This is a genomic window from Tsukamurella serpentis (assembly GCF_054780975.1).
On the sequence record NZ_BAAGVH010000003.1, the window covers coordinates 152,924 to 178,705 of the forward strand.

General features: G+C 68.2%; 24 protein-coding genes, 1 pseudogene and 1 riboswitch. Of the genes and pseudogenes, 12 read left to right on the plus strand and 13 right to left on the minus strand.

The window, feature by feature from the left end; all coding sequences use genetic code 11:
* Window positions 1-9: 9 nt before the first annotated feature.
* Window positions 10-615, minus strand: coding sequence for an HXXEE domain-containing protein (locus ACYVHG_RS08885; protein WP_461167089.1), 606 nt, complete (start codon window positions 613-615; stop codon window positions 10-12).
* A gap of 29 nt (window positions 616-644) precedes the next feature.
* On the opposite strand from ACYVHG_RS08885, the gene ACYVHG_RS08890 reads away from it, so the two are divergent.
* On the plus strand, window positions 645-2,141 hold the full coding sequence (locus tag ACYVHG_RS08890) for an aldehyde dehydrogenase family protein (RefSeq protein ID WP_461167090.1): 1,497 nt from the start codon (window positions 645-647) through the stop codon (window positions 2,139-2,141).
* Window positions 2,138-2,812 (plus strand): TetR/AcrR family transcriptional regulator, encoded by a 675-nt coding sequence (locus tag ACYVHG_RS08895; protein WP_461167091.1) that lies wholly within the window; start codon window positions 2,138-2,140, stop codon window positions 2,810-2,812. The genes ACYVHG_RS08890 and ACYVHG_RS08895 overlap by 4 nt, the downstream gene beginning before the upstream one ends.
* A gap of 486 nt (window positions 2,813-3,298) precedes the next feature.
* Here the strand turns inward: ACYVHG_RS08895 and ACYVHG_RS08900 are convergent, their stop codons facing one another.
* From ACYVHG_RS08900 to ACYVHG_RS08950, 11 genes and pseudogenes are all read right to left on the minus strand, one after another.
* Window positions 3,299-4,699 (minus strand): IS110 family RNA-guided transposase, encoded by a 1,401-nt coding sequence (locus ACYVHG_RS08900; protein ID WP_461167092.1) that lies wholly within the window; start codon window positions 4,697-4,699, stop codon window positions 3,299-3,301.
* Between the two features lie 274 nt (window positions 4,700-4,973).
* Window positions 4,974-5,559, minus strand: a pseudogene (locus ACYVHG_RS08905) (IS256 family transposase); the annotation flags it as partial.
* Between the two features lie 168 nt (window positions 5,560-5,727).
* Complete coding sequence (locus tag ACYVHG_RS08910; protein ID WP_461167093.1) at window positions 5,728-7,089, minus strand: DUF222 domain-containing protein; 1,362 nt, start codon at window positions 7,087-7,089, stop codon at window positions 5,728-5,730.
* A gap of 93 nt (window positions 7,090-7,182) precedes the next feature.
* On the minus strand, window positions 7,183-8,232 hold the full coding sequence (locus ACYVHG_RS08915) for an L-tyrosine/L-tryptophan isonitrile synthase family protein (RefSeq protein WP_461167094.1): 1,050 nt from the start codon (window positions 8,230-8,232) through the stop codon (window positions 7,183-7,185).
* Complete coding sequence (locus ACYVHG_RS08920; protein WP_461167095.1) at window positions 8,229-9,464, minus strand: cytochrome P450 family protein; 1,236 nt, start codon at window positions 9,462-9,464, stop codon at window positions 8,229-8,231. The genes ACYVHG_RS08915 and ACYVHG_RS08920 overlap by 4 nt, the downstream gene beginning before the upstream one ends.
* Window positions 9,465-9,480: 16 nt before the next feature.
* A complete protein-coding gene (locus ACYVHG_RS08925; RefSeq protein ID WP_461167096.1) occupies window positions 9,481-10,527 on the minus strand; it encodes an ABC transporter substrate-binding protein in 1,047 nt (348 codons plus the stop codon).
* A 60-nt stretch (window positions 10,528-10,587) separates the two neighbouring features.
* Complete coding sequence (locus ACYVHG_RS08930) at window positions 10,588-11,853, minus strand: MFS transporter (RefSeq protein ID WP_461167097.1); 1,266 nt, start codon at window positions 11,851-11,853, stop codon at window positions 10,588-10,590.
* Complete coding sequence (locus ACYVHG_RS08935; protein ID WP_461167098.1) at window positions 11,840-12,637, minus strand: ABC transporter ATP-binding protein; 798 nt, start codon at window positions 12,635-12,637, stop codon at window positions 11,840-11,842. The genes ACYVHG_RS08930 and ACYVHG_RS08935 overlap by 14 nt, the downstream gene beginning before the upstream one ends.
* A complete protein-coding gene (locus ACYVHG_RS08940) occupies window positions 12,637-13,695 on the minus strand; it encodes a FecCD family ABC transporter permease (RefSeq protein WP_461167099.1) in 1,059 nt (352 codons plus the stop codon). Before ACYVHG_RS08940 ends, ACYVHG_RS08935 begins: the two co-directional genes overlap by 1 nt.
* Window positions 13,692-14,720, minus strand: a complete 1,029-nt coding sequence (locus ACYVHG_RS08945; RefSeq protein WP_461167100.1) for an ABC transporter substrate-binding protein — start codon at window positions 14,718-14,720, stop codon at window positions 13,692-13,694. Before ACYVHG_RS08945 ends, ACYVHG_RS08940 begins: the two co-directional genes overlap by 4 nt.
* Before the next feature lie 214 nt (window positions 14,721-14,934).
* Window positions 14,935-16,323: an FAD-dependent oxidoreductase gene (locus tag ACYVHG_RS08950; RefSeq protein WP_461167101.1), complete on the minus strand. Its 1,389-nt coding sequence runs from the start codon at window positions 16,321-16,323 to the stop codon at window positions 14,935-14,937.
* A 140-nt stretch (window positions 16,324-16,463) separates the two neighbouring features.
* Between ACYVHG_RS08950 and ACYVHG_RS08955 the strand changes: the two genes are divergently transcribed.
* The 10 genes from ACYVHG_RS08955 to ACYVHG_RS09000 all read left to right on the plus strand — a co-directional run bounded on the left by ACYVHG_RS08955 (window position 16,464) and on the right by ACYVHG_RS09000 (window position 25,185).
* The gene (locus tag ACYVHG_RS08955) at window positions 16,464-16,931 is read left to right on the plus strand and encodes an Rv0361 family membrane protein (RefSeq protein ID WP_461167102.1); all 468 of its coding nucleotides are present in this window, start codon (window positions 16,464-16,466) and stop codon (window positions 16,929-16,931) included.
* Window positions 16,913-17,341 carry a rhodanese-like domain-containing protein gene (locus ACYVHG_RS08960; RefSeq protein WP_461167103.1) on the plus strand — a complete coding sequence of 143 codons (429 nt, stop codon included), beginning with the start codon at window positions 16,913-16,915 and terminating at the stop codon, window positions 17,339-17,341. The genes ACYVHG_RS08955 and ACYVHG_RS08960 overlap by 19 nt, the downstream gene beginning before the upstream one ends.
* 9 nt (window positions 17,342-17,350) lie before the next feature.
* Window positions 17,351-18,556, plus strand: a complete 1,206-nt coding sequence (locus tag ACYVHG_RS08965) for an O-succinylhomoserine sulfhydrylase (RefSeq protein WP_461167104.1) — start codon at window positions 17,351-17,353, stop codon at window positions 18,554-18,556.
* A 285-nt stretch (window positions 18,557-18,841) separates the two neighbouring features.
* Window positions 18,842-20,008: an RtcB family protein gene (locus ACYVHG_RS08970; RefSeq protein WP_461167105.1), complete on the plus strand. Its 1,167-nt coding sequence runs from the start codon at window positions 18,842-18,844 to the stop codon at window positions 20,006-20,008.
* 122 nt (window positions 20,009-20,130) lie between these two features.
* Window positions 20,131-20,242: riboswitch (SAM riboswitch) on the plus strand.
* Window positions 20,243-20,294: 52 nt separating this feature from the next.
* The gene (locus tag ACYVHG_RS08975) at window positions 20,295-21,635 is read left to right on the plus strand and encodes an aminotransferase class V-fold PLP-dependent enzyme (RefSeq protein ID WP_461167106.1); all 1,341 of its coding nucleotides are present in this window, start codon (window positions 20,295-20,297) and stop codon (window positions 21,633-21,635) included.
* A complete protein-coding gene (locus ACYVHG_RS08980) occupies window positions 21,632-22,012 on the plus strand; it encodes a hypothetical protein (protein ID WP_461167107.1) in 381 nt (126 codons plus the stop codon). The genes ACYVHG_RS08975 and ACYVHG_RS08980 overlap by 4 nt, the downstream gene beginning before the upstream one ends.
* Before the next feature lie 24 nt (window positions 22,013-22,036).
* Complete coding sequence (locus ACYVHG_RS08985) at window positions 22,037-22,516, plus strand: YbaK/EbsC family protein (RefSeq protein ID WP_461167108.1); 480 nt, start codon at window positions 22,037-22,039, stop codon at window positions 22,514-22,516.
* A gap of 122 nt (window positions 22,517-22,638) precedes the next feature.
* A complete protein-coding gene (locus ACYVHG_RS08990) occupies window positions 22,639-23,109 on the plus strand; it encodes a MarR family winged helix-turn-helix transcriptional regulator (protein ID WP_461167109.1) in 471 nt (156 codons plus the stop codon).
* A 44-nt stretch (window positions 23,110-23,153) separates the two neighbouring features.
* Window positions 23,154-24,437 (plus strand): tRNA-ribosyltransferase family protein, encoded by a 1,284-nt coding sequence (locus tag ACYVHG_RS08995; RefSeq protein WP_461167110.1) that lies wholly within the window; start codon window positions 23,154-23,156, stop codon window positions 24,435-24,437.
* A gap of 52 nt (window positions 24,438-24,489) precedes the next feature.
* Window positions 24,490-25,185 carry a hypothetical protein gene (locus ACYVHG_RS09000; RefSeq protein WP_461167111.1) on the plus strand — a complete coding sequence of 232 codons (696 nt, stop codon included), beginning with the start codon at window positions 24,490-24,492 and terminating at the stop codon, window positions 25,183-25,185.
* A 70-nt stretch (window positions 25,186-25,255) separates the two neighbouring features.
* Here ACYVHG_RS09000 and ACYVHG_RS09005 read toward each other — a convergent pair whose 3' ends face one another.
* Complete coding sequence (locus ACYVHG_RS09005) at window positions 25,256-25,756, minus strand: inorganic diphosphatase (protein ID WP_461167112.1); 501 nt, start codon at window positions 25,754-25,756, stop codon at window positions 25,256-25,258.
* Window positions 25,757-25,782 lie beyond the last annotated feature (26 nt).

Sequence of the window (25,782 nt, forward strand, 5' to 3'; positions counted from 1 at the left end):
TGGGTGGCGTCAGTCGTTGTCGTTGACGATACGCGCGATGCCGTGTGCGACGCCGAGTGTCGCAACGAGGGCAGCACCTGCGCCGGCAGCGCGGTTCGGCACCGCTATCCCGCGCACGGACAGCGCCTTGTTCGCGGCGAGATAGAAGGGAATCACCACGGGGAGGACCGTTGCCACGCCAGGCGAGTAGCCGCGCGTCACAACGCTGTTGGCGATGTGCACGGCACCGTGCCACCCGAAGGCCGTGAGAGACCACTGGTACAGGCGGCTGCGCCCGCCGCTCCGGCGTCCGCATTCGGCGGCAGTGGCCACGAGGACACCGGCGACCCCGATCGCGACACGCGCCTGCGTCGTGGACATGGGTGGCACCGACAGCCGGCGGTGTCCGAACGTGTAGTGCTCCCGGGCAGTCCACCCGGGCATCGTCAGCACCTCCTCGAAGTCGTGGACGAGCCATGCTGCGAACAGTCCCCAGGTAGCCCACAACGGTGCCGGAGCTCCCTCAATATTCACGCCGACGGCCTCCGGCAGGAGCTGCAGAGTCGTCGGAACGCCGTCGGGATCCTCGTGTGTCACCATGCCCCGACCATACCGCAACGCATCGATGCGTTGCATTTCGTGGATTCGCCGCCTACCGTGGTGGCATGACCACTGCTGCACTCTCGTCAGCTCCCGAGGCCGGCGAGTCGGCCGAACTCCTCTCCCGCGATCCGTCCACCGGGAAGCCGATCGGCAGCGTGCCGATCGCCGCTCCCGAGGAGGTCCGCAGCGCAGTCGCACGAGTCAGGGACGCGGCCACCACGTGGGCCGACCTCGAAGCCCGCGAACGACGTCGACACCTCGACCGCTGGCGCCGGACGATCGCGGATCGCCGCGGCGAACTGCTCGAACTACTGCAGGCCGAGGCCGGTAAGGCCCCTGCCGATGCGCTTCTGGAGGTGAATCTCGCTCTGCACCATCTGGAATGGGCAGCAGTGCATTCGCGTCGCGCGCTCGCACCCCAGCGCGTACGCTCGGGTCTGATGATGCTGGGCCATACGAGCACACTGGTCCGCCGCCCCTACGGGGTGATCGGGGTCATCGGGCCGTGGAACTACCCCGTCTACACCCCGATGGGCTCGATCGCGTACGCGCTCGCGACGGGAAACGGCGTGGTGTTCAAGCCGAGCGAGCACACGGCACTGATCGGCCAATGGCTCGTCGACAGGTTCGCCGACGCCGCACCCGACCACCCCGTATTCGAGGCGGTCCACGGCTTCGGGGCCACCGGGGCCGCATTGGTGGAGGCAGGGACCGATAAAATCGCGTTCACCGGCTCCGTCGGAACCGGACGCAAGGTGATGGCGGGCTGCGCGGCATCGCTCACCCCCGTCCTGATGGAGCTCGGAGGTAAGGACGCGGCGATCGTCGACACCGATGCGGATCTCGACGATGCGGCGGATGCGATTGTGTGGGGTGCGTTGATGAACGCGGGTCAGACGTGCGCGGGAGTGGAACGGGTGTACGCCGTCGACGAGGTCTATGACGCTCTTCTTGAACGGATTACGCACCGGGCCGGGCAGATCCGCGCCGCCATCGACTACGGCGCGATCACTATGCCCGCCCAGATCGATGTCATCGCCGAGCACATCGACGCTGCCCTGACGGACGGCGGTCGCGCGACGGTGGGCGGCAGGGAATCGGTCCGCTCCCCCTTCGTTGACCCCGTGGTACTCGTCGACGTTCCCGAGGATTCCGCGGCCGTCCGCGAGGAGACCTTCGGCCCCGTACTGATCGTGAACAGGGCGGACGATGTTCACGACGCGATCAGCCGTGCGAACGGTACGCCGTATGCGTTGGGCGCGGCCGTGTTCGGGCGACGCCGTGGCCGATGGATAGCGGAGCAGTTGCGGTCCGGTATGGTCAGCGTCAATGGTGTCGTCGACTTCGGCGCCGTCCCCGCGTTGCCGTTCGGTGGGAACGGTGCCTCCGGCTTCGGCCGCATCCACGGGATTCCCGGGCTACAGGAATTCACGACCTGCATGTCGATTACCGAACGCCGCCTCCGATTGCCGGTCCGACCGCAGCGGTTCAGCCGCAGTCGGGTCGACATCGCCGCCCTGGTCCTCCTGCTGAACCGCCATCGCCGGGTGCGCCGATGACGGCGGCGAAGCGAGAGGCCGCATCGCGCACGTCGGATACCGCGCAACCGCCATCGGCTGCCACGACCCGACTTCCGCGAAAAGGCGACAAAATCTTCGACGTCGCGCTGCGGCAGCTCTCGGACAAGGGATACGACGCTTTGACGATCGAGGGCATCGCGCAGGAAGCCGAGGTCAACAAGACCACGCTCTACCGATGGTGGAGCGGCAAGGACGAGTTGCTGTCTGCCGCTCTGCGGCATGGCGAGCTGCTCCAGATCACCGTCCCAGACACCGGCTCCCTGCGCGGCGACCTCATCGACGTGCTCGGCCAGATCTCCGCCCTACTCGAATCGCCGTACACCCGCGCGCTCATCGCCGTTGTGATCGGCGGCGGCCGCCCGGGCCTCGAACATCTGGCCACGGAGTTCGTCCACGACCGACTTCTCAGGCACGGCGAGGTAGTTGCGCATGCCAAGGCCCGCAGAGAGATCCCCGCCGCCACGACCGGCACCGACCTGTTCCACCCGCTGATCGGCGCGCTATGGATCCGTGTGCTCCTGCTATCGCAGTACGCCGACGACGACTACCTGGCTGATCTGGTCGACCACTTCCTCGCGGGCTTCGTAGTCACGTCGGAGACCGGCCACGACCAAGGGCCGCCCGATGCCGGCCGGTCCGCACGCCCGTGACACGTCGCTGAGACGCTGTTCAGGTCGCCTGGGCTGGGAGGATCGAGACCGGCGACAGGAATGCGTGCGCCGTCCATTACTGCCGCTACTTCATCGAGACGATCTCGTCGACTCTCGCGCTGGCAAGGCGCACCGTCGCAGCCCAGTACCTCATACTGAAGGCAGGGGGGTGACCTCGTCGCCGTGCCCCTCCGCGGTCGGCTTCATCATCCGGTGCAGGTACCGGCTCGCTGCCTTCGACGGCCGCTGGGGTCGGAATCGTCCACCACCGCGGGATGGAGCGCTCCAGAATTGGGACTGCGGCGAAGAGGTCGTCGTCGGCGAGCCGGCGACGTTTACCGGCCCAGGCTGGGTGTGATTGGTTCGGCCACCACACGAGTCGTCGCGGTCTGTGCCTTTGGCGATGCCGTAAGGCCGCCGCAGTACGACATGGTAGAGGCGCTCACGCCCGGACGATGCGCACTGGGTCTGAGTTCCTAACGGGAGTCAAGCCGCTCCGGTAGCTCGTATCGTGGTGGTGGCGGGCCGGGATGTTGGAGCGCTTGGCGACTTCTGTGACCCCGGTCCGCCCTTTCCGGTGCGGCGGTTGTAGGCCCGTCGTCCGGCTGCGGCGACCCTCGTCTTCGAGTCCGGTGTGCCGCGTTCGGCGATGAGGCGGCGACCTTCCTCCGGGGTGACGGTGCGGCCGTCGACGTCGCGCAGCTGGTAGGCGGTGCCGGTGCGCATGCAGGCCGCGATCCGGGTCAGCAGGTCAGCGGCGAGGTGGCAGAGCACCGAGTTGCGGTGCCGGTCGGTGGCCATCAGCCGGACGTACTTTGCGGCGAGCTGCGGGTCAGTCTTGCGGGCGTGATCAGCAGCCATGAACAGCGCCTCGCGCAGCAGTGGGTCACCGGCTTTGGTGATGCCGTCGGTGTGTTCACCGACGCCGGATTGGGAGACCTTCGGCACCAGCCCGGAGTAGGCGCGGATCGCGGCGAGGCTGGTGAACCGGTGCGGGTCGCCGACCCGGCCGGCGATGATCGCCGCCGTCACCGGGCCAACACCGGGTGCGGAGGCGACGATGCCGTCCGGGTCGGCGTCGGCGTAAAGGTTCGCGATCCGTTCGTCGAGGTCGTGGATCTGCTCGGTGAGGAACATCGCCTGTTCGGCTTCCACGGCGATGTCGTCGGCGAGCTCGGCGAAGTCCATCCCGTCCGGCCCCCACAACGCGAGGGTTTCCCGCGCTGCGGCGAGCAGTCCTTGGGCGGTGTGCTCGCCGATCTGGCCGCGGGAGTGCCGGCGTAGGAAGCGGGTCAGCCGCGCCGGCCCGAGCTTGATCACCGCGTTCGGGTCCGCATACCGGCCGAGGAACCTCAGCGCGGCTTTGCCGTAGTCGCTGCCCAGGACGGCGTACCAGGCAGGGCCGAGCAACTCGACCAACGCGTCGAGGCGGGCGTAAACGGCCGTGCGGCGCTTGACGATCGACGAGCGTTGCTTGGTCAACCGGCGCAGCGGATCCGCGGTGCTGGCGCCGGTGAACGCCCGCAGCCCCTCCGGATGCAGCAGCGGCAGCTTCGCCAGGATCTCCGAGTCCAGCCGGTCGTTCTTGGCGTGCTTGGAGTAGTACCGACGCAGGTCCGCCGACTGGGTGGTCGGGACCATCACCACCTTCGCTCCGCGCGCGCGGAACCACTGCGCAAGGACGATCCACGCGTTCCTGGTCGGCTCCAGCACGACCGTCAATGCGGCCGGATCATCAAGGTCCAGATCGGACCACAAGGCGCCGAGCTCGGAGGCGCTGGTGGTGAACTTGCGACCCCGCCACAGCACTGTCCCGTCGCGGGCGAGGGTGGCCAGATGCTCGGCCCGGCAGGCGATGTCGATCCCGAGGGTGAATGCTCCTGTCATGATCGCGCTCCGTTCCCGTAGATGATCTCGGGTGCGACCTGGAGTGCCGCGGCCACGGCCCAGACATTCTGCAAGCAACGATCCGGCATCCCCGAACAGCGCCGAGGAATCCGGTCGCAAGTTCCCGAACAAGAACACCGCGTCGACCAGGCGCGGACCCACGAGCAGCCAGTCAGATTCCAGAGGTCACAACGTGCCCCGGTCAGAGGCCCGAAGCTGCTCGCGGACCCACCATCGACTCTAAATGTCAGATTTTCTGTGTAAGAGGCCATCGCTAGTTGACCTCGAGCCGGTCGCCGTAGGTGATGGCGAGGGTGTTGAGGATGGATTTCCAGCCGGCGATCTGGCCGGTGGGGTTGGGTCGGTTGTGCCGGCGTTCTTGGCAGGTGAGGTAGAGCACTTTCAACGCTGACTGCTCGTCGGGGAAGTGTCCACGCCGTCGGGTCGCCGCCCGGAATCGGGCGTTCAACGATTCGATGCCGTTGGTCGTGTAGATCAGCTTGCGGATCGGGATCGGGGAAATCGAGGAACGGGATGAACTCGGGCCACGATCTTCGCCACAGCGCGACCATCGCCGGGTACTTCTCGCCCCACTTGTCGGTGAAGTCGTCGAGCTCGGCTTCTGCGGCATTGACCGTGGGGCTGTGGTAGATCCGTTTGAGATCGCGGCTGATCTCCGCCCAGTGCTTCTTCGAGGCGTACCGCAGACTGTTGCGCACCAGATGCACCACACAGGTTTGCACCGTCGCGCGGGGCCAGGTCGCTTCGATCGCTTGAGGTAGGCCCTTGAGTCCGTCGCAGCACACGATGCATGCATCCACGATGCCACGGTTCTTCAGGTCGGTGAGCATGTTCATCCACACTGTGCTCGCTCATGAATGTGATCTTCTTCCCGTCCCAGGCTCAGACCTGGGACCACACGCCATGGCTCTTACACAAAGTTCCCGGCAGACCCAGATGCGGGCATAGATCGCGGCCGACCGCACTTGCCGCGGGGTGCTGTTCCTGCTGGTTGCCATGAGGGTAGGTTAGCGACGTACTAGCTTGTCGGCGTCGGTGCGGCCGCCCTGGGCGGGGTCGGCGTGGCAGTACTCGCGGCCGTGATCGACCTCGCAGCGGTGCGCGGGCCGGGTGCACAGTGGGAACACGCACCGTGGGTACAGCATGGTGAGGTAGCGGGCCAAATCCGCGGTGAGCCGGTACCCGCTGCTGCCGTGTGCCGTCACCAACGGCGCAGCAGGCCTTGCCGTCTGGTCCGCAGTCCCGGTAGTTGATTCCAGCTCGGCCTCCGGGGGTTTCGTCGCCTGCGGATCGAGTTCGATCGCCGGAGCGGCCTGAGGTGCTGTGATCCGTTCGCCGAAGTCGCGGACGACGGCCTCGGGCCGGGCTGCGAGGTCGCGGGCATGTTCTGCCGTGATCGGGCCGTGGCCGATCATCAGGCCAGGTTCGGAGTTGTCCGGATCGCTGAGGGTGCGTTCGTTGGCCACCACGTGTACCAGGGTCCGATAGCGGGTGACCACACCTTCGGTACTCGAACCCGCCGGCGCCGCAGCGGGTGCTGTGAGTTCGCAGTCGCCGCAGTCGCAACCGAGTGTGGTGTATCCGCGGGTGAGCATCATCAGCCCGTCCGCGCGGCGCTGTGCGACAGTGCGACTGTCGCGATCGCAGACCGTGCGGGCGATCTCCTCGACCCGGGCGGCGAGTTCGAGGGCGTCCTCCGCGACGAGTAACGCGAATGCGGCGGCCATGCCGTCGTCCTCGGGCCGGAAGGTCACGGTCCGGTCCTCGCGGGCGCGCTCGCGCCGCCGCTGTGCCGCGGCCGGGTCGATCCCGAGAACGATCTTGTCCGCCGCCTCACGTACCGCCGGGATCGCGAACAGCTCGGCGGGATCATTCTCCATCCGACGGGCGAGGGCGTCGTCGAACCGGCGGACCTGCTCCTGGGTGAGTACGCGCGAACGGCGGAGCGCCTCTTGCCCGGCCCGCACCGAGACCACGTTCTGTGCGATCAGGCTGAAGACTCGCGGTAGTCGTTCGACGAAACCGACCGCTTCGTTCAGGGCGCGTTCGGTGGCGGCCGGGCCGGTTCGCAGCAACACCGACGCCTGTGCCGACAGTTCGGTCTCCCGGCGCCGCAGATCCCGCTTGCGGGAGGTGAACTCCACCAACGGGGTATCCGCACCGAGGGTGAGGTACTCCGCCTCCGCATCTGCGTAGCAGGCTCGATACAGGCAGTACAGTGCCGTTACCGTACGGCAGTACGCGAGATTCGCCGCACACTGCTGTTCGAATAATACTGCGGAGACCAGTGCTCGGTGCCCGTACGCATCCGCCAGTCCCGGAGGGGCGATACCCTCTAGGAGCTGCCGGAACGCATTCGGAAGAGCCACACCCCTATCGTACTCCTGTGCGAATGGGATTGCAACATTCGCCTGTCCTCAACGGGTCAAGTACTGACCGAGGTGTCCAGCAGACCGGAACCCTCAAGGAGCGGCAACGGTACTGTCCAGCGTGGAGTCCGGAGCGGTGTGAACTGCCGCGTCACGACGGTGTCCCTCCTGGGCGGCGAGCCGATCCGTGGACTCGGGAAGCTCCACGAAGTGGCTGAGCGTCCCCAGGCGGTACACCGGCTCATAATTACGGCGCGCGTCATCGTGGCTGGTCAGTCGCGGTTGCCCGTACCGGTTGTACACCAGTACCGAATGCCACGGGGTCAGCCACACCTCGTCGTCAGGGGCGATCAACTTGATCCCGAACTTGGGGGACCGGCTCGGCTGCGGATGAATCGACAGCCGGACCGCGTCCGGGAAGTGCTCGTCCAGGATTCTTCCCCACGCGGCACTGAACCGGATCAATTGGTAAGCACGACTTTTCGCAGACTTCTGCAGTTGCGACTTGGTGCCCTTCCAGTCCACGGTATCGGCCAGCATGAATCGCGTCATCCCACGCAGGAGGCGTGCCGACTGCCCGCCGGCCAGCACGTCGGCGCGCACCTCGTCCAGGCTCGGCGCCCACTGACTGTCCAGCCTGGCTCGCTTGGACTCGAAATCACCTGCGCCCCAGATCTCCCGCAGGTCGAATGTGCGCAGATTCGCCAGGCCCTCATCGGCGATCATCAGTACCAGTCGGTCGTTGTACTCGACGATCGCCTCGTCGCTGACTCCGATCACATCGGTGAAGACGTGGCCGTCCGAGCAGATCGTGATCCGCGCGCCAGGCGGATGCAGTCGCTCGATTTGCGTGCAGATCTCGTCCAGAACGTGCAGCGCCACCCGCTCGGCCTCGTCCGGAACGGAACCGATCACCTTGGCGGGGTTGGGGGACTTGCACGGGAAGCCGGGCAGGATGAACTCGACGGGCCGGTGGTTCTGCACCGCCCGAGCGATCGCTGCCAACTGCACCGGCCAGTCCTCCGGACGCGGGCCGTCGTCCTCGGTGGTCCGTCTGCGCGGCAGTAGAACTCGAATGATCTCTATGGCGGTCCGCCGGGCTTGTTCGTCGATGGCTGGCTGGTTCTCGAGGTCAGTGCTCATTGCTTCCGGATGCTCTCGTAGGCGATGGGTAGCTTTCGGACTCCCCGTGCGAGGGAGGCGTGCAGGAACTGCAGCTCGCCGTCATCGCAGGCGAGACGCATTCCGTCGATCCGGCTGATGATCGCGAGAACGGTTTCCTGCAGTTGGATGCGAGCCAGATGTGCTCCGGGACAGAAGTGCACCCCGTGCCCGAAGGCCAAGTGCGGGTTGGGACTGCGCTGAAGATCGAGCTCGTCCGGGTGGTCGAACTTCTTCGGGTCACGGTTAGCGCCCATCAGCGAGATGATCACCGAGTCGCCGGCGGGCACGGTGTGCCCGCCGTACTCGGTGTCCTCGACGAAGAACCGCCAGGTGGTCTGCGTGAACGCGCTCTCGTACCGCAGGAGTTCCTCGGTCGCCCGGTCGACCGCGTCCGGGTGCGCGCGCAACCAGTCGAGGGCCTCCGGATTGCGCAGCAGGGCCAGCACCGCAGCGCCGAGCTGGTGCGTCACCGGCTCCTGTCCGGCCGCGAGGATCTGGAAGATGATCGAAGCCAGCTCGTTCGAGGTGAGTCGGCCCTCCTCCTGTTCCCGGACCAGGCGCGCCAGCAGCGTGCTCCGGTCCCCGCCCCCTTCGCTGAAGTGCGCGATCACATCGGCTATGTACCCCTCCAGGCCGCGCAGCAGCGAATCGTAGTGCGGACGGCGGGGATCGTCCGGTCCGACCGGGGCGACCACACCGCCCCACACCGGGTCGAACCGCTCGGCGAGTTTATCGGGCAGGCCCATGGTCTCCCGCAGCACCAAGAAGGGCAGCCGGGAGCCGAAGGCCTCGATGAAGTCCACCGATCCGGCTGGGAATTCGTCGATCAGGGTGCGCACATGCGCTCGGATCGACTCGCGTTGCGACTCGGACCGGCGGGCGGTGAAGTGATCGGCCACCATTGCGCGCATCTCGGTGTGCCGCGGTGGATCCTGGTGCAGCAGGTGCACCTGCAACCGGGAGTGTTGCGGCTCGGCCATCACGGAGGCGTTGGCGCGCCAGCGTGCGTTGCCGCGGGAGTGGTTCTTACCCAGGCGGTCGTCGTGTAGGGCGTCGACGGCGGCGTCGTACCCGGTGACCAACCAGGCGTCGATGGACGGGAAGCGGACGGGATGAACCGTCCCCTGCTCGCGCAGCATGGCGAGCCGGGGATGCGGGTCCCTGAAGTACTCCTCGCCGAACAGCCGGACGGGGCATTTCTCGGAACTCATGCGGGCTGCTCTCGGGTCAGCGCGGAGCGTTGACGGTGTCGATGATCGCGGCCACCTGATCGGCGTTCGCGGGACCGGCCAGCGTCATGTCCTCGGACGTGGTGCGGATGAACCGCTTCTCGCGCACCGCGGTGAGGTTCTGGGTGCGCGGATCCGCCGCGAGAGCCGCGATCGCCGCGTCCTGCGCCGCTCGCACGGTGGCCTCGTCACCGGTGCGGCGCACCGCGATCGTGATCCAATCCGGGTTCGCGGCGACGAGCTCCTCGTAGGTGAACTTGCCGAAGGCACGATCGATCTTGCCGCCCAGCGGGTTCGTGCCGGCCAGGGTGTAGACGGCGTTGGCGATCTGCCGGTTGCCCGGGGTGGTCAGTGTGTCCTTGCTGGCCGCCACATCGAAGTGGAAGACGCTCGGCTTGGCCGCGTTCGCCGGGATCCGGGCGCGCGCATCGTCGATCCGCTTCTTCATCGAGGCGACGAGATCGGCGCCCTTCTGACGATGCCCGGTCAGATCGGCCAGGCCGGTGATGTCGGAGTAGACCTGTTCGAGGTCGGTGCGCGGGCCGGGCAGGAACTTCGCGCAGGCGGAGGACTTGATGAAGACCTTCGTCAGATTCGCGGCCCTGTACTCGGCGTCGGTGGGCTCGGGGGTTCCCATCATCTCCATGCTGGCGAAGGTCGCGAGGAAGACCTGCGCGCCCGAGGAGAGGAGCTTCTCCTTGTCGATGTTGCCGTCGGACAGCCGCTGCGCGGAGGACAGGCTCTGCCGCACGTCCGGGGCCAGCGAGTCCAGGCCGCGGGCCCAGCCGAGGCCGGTCACCTGCGGCCCGGCGCCGATCCGGGCCAACAGATCGGCCCCGGCGTTGTTGGAGGTGATGATCTTCGTCGGTGCGGTGTCGAACCGCTGCGGGTTCTTGTCCTCGCAGTCGGTGGTGGTCACCGGCTGGAACTGCGCCGACGACGACGAGGACGACTCGGTCGTGTTCGTGCTGCACGCCGTGAAGGCAGTGCCGGCCGCGAGGACGGCCACGATGGCCTTCGCCTGAATCGAGATCCCTGTGCGCATATGAATGTCAAACCCTTCACCAACGACGACCGGCTGAGGATGGTCGTGCTCTACATAGAATTAGTCGGATGCCGGAGATGTCCGGTTCCCGCCGATTCGGATCCGCTGCCGCGCTGCGACGAACGACACTGCCGCCAGGCCCGCGCAGGCGGTGGCCCCGAGCATCGAGACCGTTCCCAGCGGCGCCGCGGTCATGCCCAGGCCGGCGATCAGCGGTCCCACCGCGAAACCCGTGGTCCGTGAGAGCTGCATCGCTCCGGCGGCGGTCGCGGTCGAGCCGGCCGGCGCCGTCGACATCACCCACGCCTGCGTCGGGCCGCCGTACAGGCCCATCCCGAATCCGACGACCACCAGTACGGCCACCGTGAAGACTGTGCCGGGCCGGTCCAGTCCGACGGTCAGCACCGCCAGCGACACCGTCACCAGGACGGCGCCGGCGATCGCGACCGTGCCCGGAGCGCGGCGCTCCGCCAGTCGGCCGGCGAACCAACCGGTAGCAGCCATGACCAGTGCGAAGACCGTCAGTACGCTCGCCGTGCGCGCCGCCTCCCAGCCCTGCCCTTGGAACGAGAACGACAGAGTGAACTGCATCGCCTGCATGGCGGCGCCCAGACCCAAAGTGCCCAACAGCATCCCGTGCAGCGGGCGCTGCTCGACGATCGCGCGCACCCGTTGCACCGACCGCGCGAGCACGCTCGCGTCACCGTCGGGGCGAGCACCGGCCGGCCCGGCCTCGGCGATGGTGGCGCCGGCGGGCAGCGACCTGACCAACAGCACGGCCGCGACCAGCACGAACGGGATCTTCACCAGGAACGCCGCGCGCCACCCGGCGGCATCCACCACCAGTCCACCCAGCAGCGGACCGACGACGGCGCCGAGCGGTCCCAGGGTGGCCGTCACCGACAGCGCCGTCGCCCGCCGGTCGGGCGGGGCCGAGCGCACCGCGAGCACCGGCATCAGTACGAACAGGGCGGCTCCCGACGCGCCCTGCACCGCCCGCATGGCGATCACCCACCACAGCCCGTGATCGTGCGGGGTGATCCACACCGCCGGACCGGTACCAGCGAACAGGATCATCGCGATCACGACAGCGGGGCGGATCGCCCGGCTGTCGAGCACCACTCCCATCGGAATGAGCAACAGCGCCAAAGGGATCTGATACGCCAACACCGCCCACTGCGCCGCACCGATCGGAACCGACAGGCCCGTCGCCAGTTCGGGCAGGGCGATGTTGACGATGCCCATCTCCGCCATCGCCGTCAGTGACAACAGTCCCGCTGCGGACAACAGCCGCAGGTCGAAGCCGGGCCGGTCAGTCACCGTCATCGGCCGTGTAGTCGACCGCGATCAACAACCGCCCCGAGCGCGGATGCCGGGACAGGCTCGCCTCGACCCCGAAGACCTCGCGCAGGAGCTCGACGGTGAACACCTCCCCGGGGTCGCCGTCCGCGACGATCCGGCCCTCGCTGAGCACGAAGATCCGATCGCACACGGCCGCAGCGGCATTGAGATCGTGCATGGTGATCAGCGTGGTCGCCCGGCGGCGCCGAAGGATCTTCAGCAGGTGCACCTGGTGGTTGATGTCGAGGTGGTTGGTCGGTTCGTCGAGGACCAGGACCTCGCCGCCCTGCGCGAAGCATCGCGCCAGCAGGACCCGCTGCTTCTCGCCCCCGGAGAGCCGGGCGAAGGTCCGGTCCTCGAACCCGCCGAGGCCCACCTCGTCGATCGCACGACGGATAGCTGCGGCGTCCTGCTCGGATTCACCGCCGAACCGGCCCTGGTGCGGAATCCGCCCCAGAGCGACGACTTCCCGCACCGTGAACTCGAACTCGGCGTTGCGTTCCTGCGGCACCGCCGCCACCATCCGCGCCGCCCGCGCAGCGCCCAGGGAGCGGATGTCGTCGTCGCCGATCAGGACCCGACCCGCATGGGGTTCCACATTGCGGTAGACGGTGCGCAGCAGCGTTGATTTGCCACTGCCGTTCGGGCCGATGATGCCGGTGATCCGCCCAGGTGCGGCGAGCACCGTCGCACCACTGACGATGGTCTTGCCGGACAGTTCCACGCCGATCCGGTCCAGATGCACCCCGGTCAGCTTCCCGACGCCCATCACATCGCCTTCCGCTGGTGCCGGGAGACCAGGTACAGCAGCGTCGGAGCGCCGATCACGGCGGCCACCACGTTGATCGGCAGCTCCTGGTTGATGACCCGGGTGGCCAACCGGCACAACAGATCCACGCAGAGCAGCAGGAGCGCCCCGCACAGCGCCGACGCGGGCAGCAACCGGCGATGGTCGGTTCCGACCAGAAACCGTGCGATGTGCGGGATCACCAGGCCGATGAAGCCGATCGCACCGGAGAAGGCGACCATCACACCCGTCATCAGGCTGGTGACCACGAAGACCTCGGTGCGTACCCGCTTCGGTGAGATGCCCAGCGAGTTCGCCGTCTCGTCACCGATCATCAGGGCGTTGAGCGGGCGGGCCAGCGCGAACAGGGCCACCGCCCCGGCGCCCACCGCCACCGTGACCACCGGCACCGCTGGGCCGATCGCTCCGGCGAGACTGCCCATCAGCCAGTGCAGGATGCCCTGCGTGAGGTTGATGTCGTCGGCCTGCAGGACCAGGAAACTGGTGAACGAGGCGAAGATCTGTCCGATCGCCACGCCGGCCAGGATCAACTTCAGCGGTGTCACCGCGGCGCCGCGCGCCCCCACCAGCCACACCACCAGGAATGCCGCCATGGCCCCGAGGAAGGCCGCCATGGGTAGGGCGAACACCGTCGAGAACGCACTCAACGCAGCGCTGCCACCGAGTACCAGGGTGGCCACCGCACCGAGCGAGGCGCCGGAGGACACACCGAGCAGGTACGGGTCGGCGAGCGGGTTGCGCACGATCGCCTGTACCGCGGCACCGACCATGCCGAGTCCGGCGCCGATCAGTGCCGCGAGTACCGGACGGGGGAAGCGCACCCGCCAGATGATGATCTCCTGGCTGCCCTCGATCAGTGGCCGGCCCAGGATCCGGTCGAACAGGATCCGCCAGACGTCCCCGACGGCGATGTCCGTCGAACCGAAGGTGACCCCGAGAGCCAGCAACAGGACCAGCGCCGGGACCCCGAGAATCCACAGCAGCCGGGTCCGGGCGGTCTTCGGAGCCGACCGCGTCACTTCAGCTTCGAGATCTCTTGCGCGAGAGTACGAACCATCTGCGCGTTCTCGACACCGGGCAGCGTCATGTCCTCGGCGTAGGCCCGCACGAACTTCTGATCCCGCACGGCGCGCATCGCGGCGGTCCGGGGATCGTTGCGCAGCTGATCGACGAGTGCCCGATAGGCCTTGTCGGCCGCTTCCTGGGTGGCCTGGCGGGTCACCGTCAGCACGATCGCATCGGGATCGCTGGCGACCACGTCCTCCCAGGAACCGGCGAACTGGGCCTTGTCGACCGACTCGAAGGCGTTCCGTCCGCCGGCCAGCTCGATGATCGCGTTGCCGATCTGGCGGTTGCCGATGGTGCTGGCCCGGTCGTTGTTGCGAGCGCCGATCAGGTACAGGATCTTCGGCTTCTCCGCCTTCGCCGGCGCCGGATCGACCTTCATCGACTCGACCAACTCGTCGCCGGCCTGCTTGCGGCCGACCAGGGCCGCGAGCGAGCGGATGTCCTCCTTGACGCCGTCGAGAGTGGTGACCGGGCCGGTCAGGGTGTCGTTGCAGGCCGACGAGCGCAGCATGACGCGCTTCATCCCGGCCGCGGCGAAGTCCTCCGGGGTGGGGCCGGTGATACCCATCATCGGCATGCTCTCGTACGGGTCGATGTACACCTGCGCGCCGGACTTGAGCAGCTTCTCCTTATCGGCGGCGCGTTCACCGAGCGAGGGCACCTTCTCGGCCTTCTCCCGAACGTCCTGCGGGAGCGTCTTGGCGCCGGCCGACCATGCGGTACCGACCACCTTGTCGGCGGCGCCCAGGCGGATCAGCAGTTCCAGTGCGGAGGTGTTGCCGGTGGCGATCTTGTCCGGGGTGTTGTCGAAGGTGACCTTCGAGCCGTCGCACAACTGCATAGTGACCGGTTCGGCGGACTTCCCGGACGGTGCCGCCGATTGCACCGAGGAGCATCCGGCGAGCGCCGCCGTGGAGATCAGGGCGATACCGCTGAGGCGGACGATGGACCGGAAGGAGTGCTTCGTGCTTGGCATAGGCGTCATTAAACAACAGAGAAATCGGACGTATACCGGCGTAGGGTATACCGCCCGGAATCCTCGAATATCAACCGCGCGAAGATGATCGGTGAGAACGGCCGGGAACTTTCCATGCACTCGATACGACCGGTCCCGGGGGTTCCGGCTCCGGAACGAGGACTGCCGCCGACCCCGGTGCGGGGACGGCGGCAGCTACCGGAGCGTGGCTCGATCAGTCCTGCTGGACCTTGTCCGGCTCGGACGCGGCCAGCATGTCGTCACGCTCGACGACCTTCACCCGCTCACGGCCCTGTGCCTCGCCCAGGCTGCGCTCGTGCTCGTCGAGGCGGTACCAGCCGTCCCAGGTGGTGTACGGCGTCTCGTGCGCGTCGAGCCAGTCGGTCACGCCCTCGGTGGTGGGGTCCGACGGTGCGTTCAGCTTCCCGGCGTGGAAGTCCTCCAGCAGGCAGGCGATGGTCTCGTTGGCGTCGCCCTTGGTGTGGCCGATCAGGCCCACCGGGCCGCGCTTGATCCAACCCGTGGTGTAGACGCCGCTGATGTGCCGGCCGCCGTCGACCACACGACCGGCCTCGTTCGGGATGACCCCGGCCTGATCGTCGAACGGGATCTCCGGCAGATCGTTGGAGAGGTAGCCCACGGCGCGGTACACCGCGCCGAGTTCCCAATCGGTGAACCTGCCGGTGCCGCGGACGTTGCCGGTGCCGTCGAGTTCGGTGCGCTCGGTGCGCAGGCCGACCACCTTGCCGTCCTCACCGAGGATCTCCACCGGGGACTCGAACAGGTGGATGTACAGCTTGTGCGGGCGGTTCGTGGGCTCGCGGATCGCGTAGTTCTCCAGGATCGTCGCCACCTGGTCGGTGATCTTCGATTCGCGCCGAGCCGACGCCGAGCCCTCGTCGTAGTCGATGTCCTCGGGGCTGACGATCACCTCGATGGTCTGCGAGTGGTCGAGTTCCTTGAGTTCGAGCGGGGTGAACTTCACCTGCGCCGGACCGCGCCGGCCGAAGACGTGCACCTCGGTGGCCTTGTTGAGCTTGAGGCCCTCGTAGACGTTCGGCGGGATCTCCGTCGGGAGCAGCTCGTCGGCGGTCTTGGCGAGCACGCGCGCCACGTCCAGGCCCACGTTGCCCACGCCCAGCACGGCCACCTTCTCGGCCTCCAGCGGCCACTCGCGGGAGAAGTCCGGGTGGCCGTCGTACCAGGCCACGAACTCGGCGGCGCCGTAGCTGCCGTCGAGGTCGATACCGGGGATCTCCAGGTTGCGGTCGGCGACGGCGCCGGTGGAGAAGATCACCGCGTCGTAATGGCGGCGCACGTCCTCGAGGGTGAAGTCCTTGCCGAAGTCCAGATTGCCGAGCAGCCGGACCTGCGGCTTGTCCAGCACCTTGTGCAGCGCGGTGATGATGCCCTTGATCCGCGGGTGGTCGGGGGCGACGCCGTACCGGATGAGTCCGAACGGGGCGGGCATCTTCTCGAAGAGGTCGATGCTGACCCCGGGATCCTTCGCCTCGTCGGACTTCATGAGCGCGTCTGCCGCGTAGATGCCGGCGGGACCCGCACCCACGATCGCGACCCGCAACGGGCGGTTCTGTTCAGTCATGGAGAGTCGGCTACCTTTGTCTGCAAGCACGGTTGAGTCCCCACCAGGTTAGTGCGGACTAATCGACCGTTCCCAGTCCGGGTGGTGTATTCGACCCGGCCAGGGACTGGAACGTGTTCTAGTAGAGGGTAGAGACTTCGGTGACCGCAGACAAGAGCCAGGGCGCTGTCAACCCCGAGCGGGGCACGACCGCCACCCCCTTCATCATCGCTCTCGTGATCGCCGTCGTCGCCATCGGCGGCATCCTGACCTGGACCTATCTGCGACCGGGTGAGGAGCGGATCAACGACTCCGGTCAGATCTCCCGCACCGTCGGCCAGTACTACGGCGCGCTCAACCACGGCCGGTACGCCGATCTCGTCGCAAATACATGCAGCGCAGATCGTAATTCCCCGACGTTCCCGCAAGAGGCCGGATTCGCCGACGCGCGCAAGGCCGCCGTGGAACGCGAAGGGCAGGTGACCCTCGACGAGAAGGGCATCTCCGATGTCCAGGTCAGCGGTGACACCGGGACCGCCAAACTGGTGCTGAAGTACGAGAAGGCCGGCGAGCGTACCGAGCAGGGCCGGTTCGTCCGTGAGGACGGCAAATGGAAGAAGTGCTCGTGAGCTACGCCGGTGACCTGACACCGCAGCAGGCCTGGGAGCTGCTGGCGGCCGATCCGCAGGCAGTGCTGGTCGACTGCCGGACCGAGGCCGAATGGAACTACGTCGGCGTCCCCGAGCTCTCGCAGCTCGGCCGGACCCCGGTACTGGTCGAATGGCAACGCTATCCGGACGGCTCGCTCAACCCCGGATTCGTCGACGAACTGCGCGCGAAGGGCATCACCGACGACGCGCCGGTCGCCTTCATCTGCCGCTCCGGTCACCGTTCGATCGGCGCAGCGGAGGCCGCCACCCGGGCCGGTGTGCAGCGCGCGTACAACGTGCTCGACGGCTTCGAAGGGCCCATCGACGGATTCGGACATCGCGGTATCGCGGGATGGCGCGCGGAGGGCCTGCCCTGGCGGCAGTTCTAGTCTGGAGCCATGACGGAGTTCAGCCACCTCCCTGACGGTGTTCGGCCGGAGACCCTCGGTGTGCGCGGCGGCCTACTGCGCACGAACTACGAGGAGACCTCCGAGGCGCTGTTCCTCAATTCCGGGTACACCTACCAGAACGCCGAAGCCGCGGAGGCGGCGTTCAACGGCGACATCGACCGGTTCGTCTACTCCCGGTACGGCAACCCGACGGTCGCCATGTTCCAGGAGCGGCTGCGCCTGCTGGAGGGCGCGCAGGCCTGCTTCGCCACCGCTTCGGGCATGTCGGCGGTGTTCACCGCCCTCGGCGCACTGCTCCAGGCCGGTGACCGACTGGTGGCCGCGCGTTCGCTGTTCGGATCCTGCTACGTGGTGTGCAACGAGATCCTGCCGCGGTGGGGGATCGAGACGGTGTTCGTCGACGGTGAGGACATCGACCAGTGGCGCGTGGCGCTGAACACCCCCGCGCAGGCCGTGTTCTTCGAGACCCCGGCCAATCCGATGCAGTCCCTGGTGGACGTGCGGGCGGTCGCCGATCTCGCACACGCCGCGGGAGCCCAGGTGGTGCTGGATGCGGGCTTCACTCCGCTCGGCTACCAGGACTCGTTCGGGATGGGTGCCGATGTGATCGTGCACTCGTCGACCAAGACCATGGACGGGCAGGGCCGGGTGATGGGCGGCGCGATCCTCGGTCGCGAGGACTACATCGACGGTCCGGTCAAACAGCTGATGCGGCACACCGGGCCGGCGATGGCGCCGTTCAACGCCTGGGTGCTGCTCAAAGCGCTGGAGACCCTGGATCTGCGGGCGGAGCGGGTCAGTGCCAACACCCAGCGGGTGGCCGAGTTCCTGGCCGCCGACCCGCGTGTGTCGAAAGTGCTGTTCCCGTTCCTGCCCTCGCACCCGCAGTACGAACTGGCGAAGCGGCAGATGAAGGCCGGCGGCACGGTGATCACGCTGGAACTGGCCGATTCCTCCGACGCCAGCGGCAAGGACCGGGCCTTCCAGTTCCTCAACCGGTTGCAGGTGATCGACATCTCCAACAACTTCGGCGATGCGAAGTCGCTGATCACCCATCCCGCGACCACCACGCACCGGGCCACCGGACCGGAGGGACGCGCGCGGATCGGACTCACCGATTCCATGCTGCGCATGTCCGTGGGACTGGAGAACGTCGACGACCTGATCGCCGATCTGGACCGAGCCCTCGGCTGACCCGCACGATCGCGGTCACCGGCCCGCGCTATCGGTGGCTCAGTGACCGGGATCGACGCGCGTAGACCGGAAATTCGGTGGACCCCCGCCGCTGCGGTGCATAGCCTTTCCGGCATGGTCATGTGTCGACTCCCCGAATCGTTGCGGCAGGGCTCCTGCTGCCGGTTCGACGTGCGCGCATAACCTGCGGCAACCCGGGCCGTCGCTCCACCGCCGGCCCGGGCTCCATGCATCTCACGCATGTCGGTTCGGACCGGTGTCCATTCACATCGAGACGAGAAAGACATGGAGAAGATCACCGATCGCCTGGTCTCCTGGGCGTCCATCATGGACGACAAGACCCGTAACCAGGCCATTACCACGGCGACACTGCCGTTCATCTACCCGCACATCGCGCTGATGCCCGATGCGCACCTCGGCAAGGGGGCCACCGTCGGCTCGGTCATCCCGAGCCTGGGTGCGGTGATCCCCGCCGCGGTCGGCGTCGACATCGGCTGCGGCATGATCGCGGTCCGCACGCAGTTCACCGAGGGTGATCTGCCCGCGGACCGTGCGAGCATCCGTGAGGCGATCGAGCGGGCGATCCCGTTGTCACCGGGCCGCTACAACAAGAAGGTCGTCGCCACCGCGGAGCCGCGCATCGCCGAACTGACCGCCCTCGCCGAGCGCGCGGAGTTCGACCCGGCGAAGTACGCGGGGAACTGGGCGCTGCAGCTCGGAACACTGGGCGGCGGCAACCACTTCATCGAGATCAGCCTGGACCAGGACGACACGGTGTGGGCGTTTCTGCACTCGGGTTCGCGTGGTGTGGGGAACAAGATCGCCCAGCACCACATCGCGGTGGCGACCGGGCTGTGCAAGCAGTGGTGGATCGAACTGCCCGATCCCGACCTGGCCTACCTGGTCGAGGGGACGCCCGAGTTCCGTCGCTACATCGCCGAGCTGAAGTGGGCGCAGCACTTCGCGTTGCTCAACCGTGAGGAGATGATGGACCGGGTGATCCGCCAGCTCGGCGAGTGGGTGCGGACGCCGGTCGTGGAGGCGGAGCGGATCAACTGTCACCACAACTTCACCAAGCGCGAGAAGCACTTCGGCAAGGAGGTGTGGGTATCGAGGAAGGGAGCCATCGAGGCCCGCGAGGGCATGACCGGGCTGATCCCCGGGTCGATGGGAACCGCCTCGTACATCGTCGAGGGCAAGGGCTTCGCGCCGTCGCTGAACAGTTCGCCGCACGGTGCCGGCAGGGAGTACTCCCGGTCCGCCGCGCGGAAGACCTTCACGCACGATCAGTTGCGGGAGGCCATGGTGGGCATCGAGTTCCGCGACAGCGCCGAGTTCATCGACGAGATCCCGCAGGCCTACAAGCCGATCGACCGCGTGATGGCCGACGCCGAGCAGATGGTGTCGGTGCGGGCCGTGCTGCGGCAGATCGTCAACGTCAAGGGCCAGTAGCGCACCTGCGCCCGATCCAGGCCCGTTCCCGGGGATCGTCCCGGGAACGGGCCTGGTGGGGTTTTCGCGCGCCGTGATCGAAACCTTGACGGTGACCGGTCCGGCAGTGCATCCTCGTGTCAGGTCATGAGTGCCAGTGACAAGCCCCGGCTCGCTGGTCGGCAACCCTCCTCCGCGGTGGGGTGCTCCGGGTGACGACCCGGCCGCATCGAAGGGATGCGGCAAGCGCGGATCCGCAGCACCGTCATCGCACGGTGTTGCGCGTCCTGAACCTCGAAGGACACTCATGAGCATCACCGCAGAACGCACCTCCGTGTGCGCCGCCCCGACCGTGCGCAGCCTCCCCACCCTCCAGCCGACCGGTCCGGCGGCGCAGGTCACCGGGGCCGACCAGTACGTGCCACTGCGCGACGGAACCACCATCCGGTACGCCAACTTCGACTACGCCGCCAGCGCGCCGGCGCTGGCCGGCGTGCGGTCCGCGGTCGCCGATGCGCTGGACGAGTACGCCAGCGTGCACCGCGGTGCCGGCCACCTCTCGCAGCGCTCGACCGCCCGGTACGAACGCGCCCGCGCGACCGTCGCCGATTTCGTCGGTGCCCGTGACGACGACCACGTGATCTTCACCGGCAACACCACCGACTCGATCAACCTGCTGGCACACTGCGTACCCGGCGAGGTGGTGGTCCTGGACTGCGAGCACCATGCGAATCTCCTGCCCTGGAAGCGGATCGCGGAATCGGACCGGCCCGCGCACGCCGCCCCCGGCGCTGCTCGTGTGGTCAGTGCGCCATTGTCGATCGAGGGCACCCTGGACGCGGTCGAGAAGGAACTGCGCCGCCGGCCCGCGGCCCTGTTGAGCGTGACCGGAGCGTCCAACGTCACCGGTGAGGTGCTGCCGATCCGCCGGCTCGCGGCGCTGGCCCATCGCTACGGCGCGCGGATCGCCGTCGACGGTGCGCAACTCGTCCCGCACCGTCGGATCTCGCTGCGTGAGAGTGGTATCGACTACCTCGCCTTCTCCGGGCACAAGCTGTACGCCCCGTTCGGTTCCGGGGTGCTGGTGGGGCGGGCCGACTGGTTCGACGAGGCCGAACCGTTCCGCTGCGGCGGCGGAGCCAGCGCGCAGGTCATCGGCACCCCGGCGGCGAAGTCGGTGGAGGTGATCTGGCACACCGGGCCCGCCCGGCACGAGGCCGGATCTCCGAACGTGCTGGGCGCGGTCGCGATCGCCGCCGCCTGCACCGCGATCACCGAGCTCGGCGAGCACAGCGTGACCCGCCACGAGCAGCAGCTGACCGATCTGCTGCTGGGATCTCTGCAGGCGATCGACGGGGTGCGCACCTACCGGATCTGGCAGGACTCGACCGAGCGAGTGGGAATCGTCGCCTTCACCGTCGACGGGTACTCGCCCCGGCAGGTGGCCGAGCACCTCTCCGCCGCGCACGGAATAGGTGTACGCGACGGGAAGTTCTGCGCGCACCCCGTCGTCGACCGGCTCGGCTGCTACGACGGTGCCGTGCGTGCCAGCCTCGGTCTCGGCACCACCGACAAGGACGTGCACCGCCTGGTGCGCGCCCTCGAAGACCTGTCCGCCCGGAACGTCCTCACGAGGAGGCAGCAATGACCGTGCCCCGCCCCGCACTCCTGGTCACCGTCGACGGTGACCGACAGGCGCAACACCTGACCCGGGTGCGCGCCGCCGATCTGCGCATCGCGCAGAAGCAACGCGGCCATCTGCGGGCCGAGGATGCCCGCGCGGGGCGTGCGCCCGCCCCGGTCGCGCTGGAGGTGGACGTGGTGATCGACGAGCGGGCCGCGGACGCCCGCGCCAGCTACACCCCTCCGGCCACCGGCCGCGGTATCACGTACGTGGGAACCCCGTCGGGGCTGAGGTCGCTGATCGAGGACGTGTACGCGGCCGAGGTCGCCGATGCGGTGGTGCTGCGGCCGGTGGGCGGTGCCCGCACCGAGGAGCTGATCGCGACGCTGCTGGCCGCGTAGCGCCGTCGTCGGCATACTGGCGGGGTGACCGAGCAGTACTCGCCCCGTACCGAGACCGTCCGCGCCCGCCTCGCCGAGGCGGGCCACCCGGACACCGTGCGCCACGTGCCCGACGGTGCCCGCACGGCGGCCGAGGCGGCCGAGGCGCTGGGCTGCGAGGTGGGCGCGATCGCGAACAGCCTGATCTTCCTCGCCGACGGCGAGCCGCTGCTCGTGCTCTCGAGCGGGCGGCACCGGGTGGACACCGCTGCACTGGCGCAGCGCACCGGGCACGCGAAGATCTCCCGCGCCCAGCCGGAGCAGGTGACGGCGGCCACCGGGCAGGTGATCGGCGGTGTATCACCGGTGGGGCACCCGGCTCCGCTGGTGACGGTGATCGACGAGTCGCTGCGGGACTACCCGGACCTGTACGCCGCCGCGGGAACCCACGACACCATCTTCCGCACCGACTTCGACACTCTGGTGGCGTTGACCGGAGCCCGGGTGTTGCGGACCTGCGGCTGAGCGGTGGCGACGGTGATCGTGCCACCTCTAAAACAGTTGTAGACTGCACGTAGTTTTCGGGTTTCCGGTTTCAGTATTCTCAAACTCCGGCACGGCGCCGGGGAGTTCGTGGTGGAGGCGTGATGGACCAGGCGAGGGCGGAGCGGATCGAAGGGATCGTCCGCGTGATCGGTGAGCTGACCCGGCTCAAGGAACGGCATGCCGCCGTCACCCGGAACGTCGTGGCGCCCGACGGAGTCGAACTCGCCGCCTACGCAGCACTGTTCGCCCTGGACAAGGAGGGGCCCATGCGGTCCTCGGTGCTCGCCGAGCAGATCCACACGGACCCGTCGACCGCCAGCCGCTACGTGAGCACGCTGACCGGCCTCGGGTACGCCGAACGCACCCCGGACCCGTCGGACCGGCGTGCCGCTCTGGTCGCCGCGACCGATGCCGGACGCGACAAGCTCGCTCAGATCCGGGCGCAGCGCAACGAGCGGCTGCAGCCGTTGCTCGCCGAGTGGACCGATGCGGAGATCGATCAATTCGTCGCCCTCGGCGACCGCGCCCTCGACCAGTTCGAGCAGGCGCTCAAGCTGCTGCGCGAGGCCTGACCCGCGGTTCGACCCCGGACCCGGTATCGGCCAGACTGGAGCCCATGACCGAGCCCGAATCCGAGCCCGTGACCGCACGCGTGGCCACCCCCGCCGCGGAGCTGAGCGAACTGCGCGCGGAGAACGCCGCTCTCGCCGCCGAACTCGCCGAACTGCGCACCGGATACCGGGCCATCGCCGGCCACACCCGGCTCCGTGAGTCCGGCATCGTCGACCCCACCCGGTTCACCGTCGACGCCCGCGGACCCCGCGGAGCGCGTGCCGGAAGGCTCGACACCCCGCACGGCGAGATCGCCACGCCCGCCTACCTGCCCGTGGCCGGACGGGGCGCGATCGCCGGTCTCACCCCGTCGGAGCTCCGCCGGCTGGGCACTCAGGCGCTGGTGGTGGACCTGCACGAGTTGTACCTGCAACCCGGCACCGAGGTGATCGAGGGCGCCGGTGGCGTCGGCGCCGCGATGGCCTGGGCCGGACCCGTCTTCGGCGATACCGGTGTCTCCGCGATCGCGCGGCAGCGCAGGACCCGGATCACCGATGAGGGGATCTCCTTCCGCGGCCGGCTCAACGGCTCACCGCACCTGTGGCAGCCCGAGGACGTGGTGCGGATCGCGCACCGGATGGACGCCGGAATCGCCTTCGCCCCGGCCGACCCGTCGCACCCGGCCCGCACCGAACACTGGGCGCGCCGGGCCCTCTCCGAGCACGCCTGGCAGTGCGCCGACCGGCGGGTCGCACGGTCACTGTGGGGTGTGGTCACCGGCGGAGCGGACCCACGGGCGTGCGAGCGCACCGCCCGCACGCTGTCCCGGCTCTCCGACGACGATCGGCAGCAGGGTGGGCTCGGCTTCGGCGGGTACCGGATCGAAGTCCCGAGTGGGGCCCCGATCACCGACGCGGTCGCCGGAGCGATCGCGGGCCTGCGTGACGATGCACCGCGGTACCTGCCGCAGGTGGGCACCACGGCGGAACTGCTCGCCGCGGTCGAGGCGGGCGTGGACCTGATCGACGGTGTCGCCGCCGCCCGGCTCGGCGCCCAGGGCACGGTGTTCACCTCGGAGGGAATGCTCGACCTCACCGATCCCGCGCTGCGCGCCGACTTCCGGCCGCTGGACCCCGCCGCGCCGCGGGAGGGCTCACCCAACCGGACCGACGAGTTCACCCGCGCCTACATCCACCACCTGCTCGCCGCCAACGAAGGGCTCGCGGTGACCCTGTGCACCCTGCACAACGAGCACTTCTTCGCCGCACTCGCCGCCGGCGCGCGCCGCGCGATAATCACGGGGCACTACCCCGAGTTCGCCGCAGCCGCGCTGGCACGAACTCGGTAGAATCCGACATATTTCGCACTCGATCCCCGCACCCGATCGGCAGGAGAAGCCGTTGCGCCGCATTGACCAGACCTGTCCACCCCGCCGCGTCGCGGCCATCGCCACCGCACTGGCCGCCACCGGTCTGGTGCTGACCGCCTGCGGCGGCGCGGACGGGACCGCGTCCTCGAGCCGGGCCCCGTCGAGTGGCGCGCCCACCGTCGAACCGGCCAAGGCGCTCACCGCCCAGGACGTGCCCGCCGGGCTGACCCTGGACACCGTGCCCGCGGACAGCGCCATGATGACCGCTCTGCAGGCGGTGCAACAGGTCCAGGACGCCACCGTCGAACCCGCGGCCTGCAAGGACAAGAACCTCAAGGCGCAGCAGGAGGTCGCCGCGACCGTCAAGTCCGGTGTGCAGCAGACGGTCCGCAAGGGCGAGGCCGTGCTCTACGGCATCACCCTGCTGCCGGGCGACGTCGCCCCCGCTATCTTCGAGGCCGCCGGCACCGGCGAATGCGCCCAGGTCGGTTTCGGGCCGCTCAAGCAGGAGACCGTTCGCAAGGACCTGCCCGCGGGCACCGACGGCGCCACCGGATTCGTCTTCGACATCACCCGCAAGGACGGGGACAAGACCGCCGCCGGATCGTCGGCGTACTTCACCAAGGGCGGGGTGACGGTGATGCTCAACGCCAATGCGGCTGCCGACGGCACGATCGACCGGCCCGGATTCGAGGACATGATCCGGCGGGTCGCCGCGAAGCTCTGACCGAACACTAAAAGCGGCGGCGAGGAGATCCTCGCCGCCGCTTCCGGTTTCCCGGCAACAGGGTTGCCGGTCAGTGCTCCTCGGCCGCGGTCTCGGCGCGAGCGACCGACGCGGCGATCTCCTTCTCCGCCTCAGCCTTGCCGACCCAGCTCGAACCCTTCACGAACTTGCCCGGCTCGAGATCCTTGTAGTGCACGAAGAAGTGCTCGATCGCATCCAGCTCGAACTTGTCGATGTCACCGATGTCCTGGACCGAGTCCCAGCGCGGATCGCCGGCGGGCACCACGAGAACCTTGTCGTCGCCGCCCTTCTCGTCCTCCATCTTGAACATGCCGATCGCGCGGCAGTCCACCAGCGAACCCGGGATCACCGACTCCTGCAGCAGGACCAGCGCGTCCAGCGGATCGCCGTCCTCACCGAGGGTGTCCTCGATGTAGCCGTAATCAGTGGGGTAACCGAAGGAAGTGTACAGGTACCGGTCCAGCTTCAGGCGACCGGTCTTGTGGTCCACCTCGTACTTGTTCCGCGAGCCCTTGGCGATCTCGACGGTGACCTCGAATTCGACGCTCATTGTTTCCCTTCGCTCGCGTCAACCAT

Bases quoted from the DNA above. Each gene is read 5' to 3' on its own strand.
- ACYVHG_RS08885 (WP_461167089.1), bottom strand. From the start codon at position 615: ATGCAACGCATCGATGCGTTGCGGTATGGTCGGGGCATGGTGACACAC.
- ACYVHG_RS08890 (WP_461167090.1), top strand. From the start codon at position 645: ATGACCACTGCTGCACTCTCGTCAGCTCCCGAGGCCGGCGAGTCGGCC.
- ACYVHG_RS08895 (WP_461167091.1), top strand. From the start codon at position 2,138: ATGACGGCGGCGAAGCGAGAGGCCGCATCGCGCACGTCGGATACCGCG.
- ACYVHG_RS08900 (WP_461167092.1), bottom strand. From the start codon at position 4,699: ATGACAGGAGCATTCACCCTCGGGATCGACATCGCCTGCCGGGCCGAG.
- ACYVHG_RS08915 (WP_461167094.1), bottom strand. From the start codon at position 8,232: ATGAGCACTGACCTCGAGAACCAGCCAGCCATCGACGAACAAGCCCGG.
- ACYVHG_RS08920 (WP_461167095.1), bottom strand. From the start codon at position 9,464: ATGAGTTCCGAGAAATGCCCCGTCCGGCTGTTCGGCGAGGAGTACTTC.
- ACYVHG_RS08925 (WP_461167096.1), bottom strand. From the start codon at position 10,527: ATGCGCACAGGGATCTCGATTCAGGCGAAGGCCATCGTGGCCGTCCTC.
- ACYVHG_RS08930 (WP_461167097.1), bottom strand. From the start codon at position 11,853: ATGACGGTGACTGACCGGCCCGGCTTCGACCTGCGGCTGTTGTCCGCA.
- ACYVHG_RS08935 (WP_461167098.1), bottom strand. From the start codon at position 12,637: ATGGGCGTCGGGAAGCTGACCGGGGTGCATCTGGACCGGATCGGCGTG.
- ACYVHG_RS08945 (WP_461167100.1), bottom strand. From the start codon at position 14,720: ATGCCAAGCACGAAGCACTCCTTCCGGTCCATCGTCCGCCTCAGCGGT.
- ACYVHG_RS08950 (WP_461167101.1), bottom strand. From the start codon at position 16,323: ATGACTGAACAGAACCGCCCGTTGCGGGTCGCGATCGTGGGTGCGGGT.
- ACYVHG_RS08960 (WP_461167103.1), top strand. From the start codon at position 16,913: ATGGAAGAAGTGCTCGTGAGCTACGCCGGTGACCTGACACCGCAGCAG.
- ACYVHG_RS08965 (WP_461167104.1), top strand. From the start codon at position 17,351: ATGACGGAGTTCAGCCACCTCCCTGACGGTGTTCGGCCGGAGACCCTC.
- ACYVHG_RS08970 (WP_461167105.1), top strand. From the start codon at position 18,842: ATGGAGAAGATCACCGATCGCCTGGTCTCCTGGGCGTCCATCATGGAC.
- ACYVHG_RS08975 (WP_461167106.1), top strand. From the start codon at position 20,295: ATGAGCATCACCGCAGAACGCACCTCCGTGTGCGCCGCCCCGACCGTG.
- ACYVHG_RS08980 (WP_461167107.1), top strand. From the start codon at position 21,632: ATGACCGTGCCCCGCCCCGCACTCCTGGTCACCGTCGACGGTGACCGA.
- ACYVHG_RS08990 (WP_461167109.1), top strand. From the start codon at position 22,639: ATGGACCAGGCGAGGGCGGAGCGGATCGAAGGGATCGTCCGCGTGATC.
- ACYVHG_RS08995 (WP_461167110.1), top strand. From the start codon at position 23,154: ATGACCGAGCCCGAATCCGAGCCCGTGACCGCACGCGTGGCCACCCCC.
- ACYVHG_RS09005 (WP_461167112.1), bottom strand. From the start codon at position 25,756: ATGAGCGTCGAATTCGAGGTCACCGTCGAGATCGCCAAGGGCTCGCGG.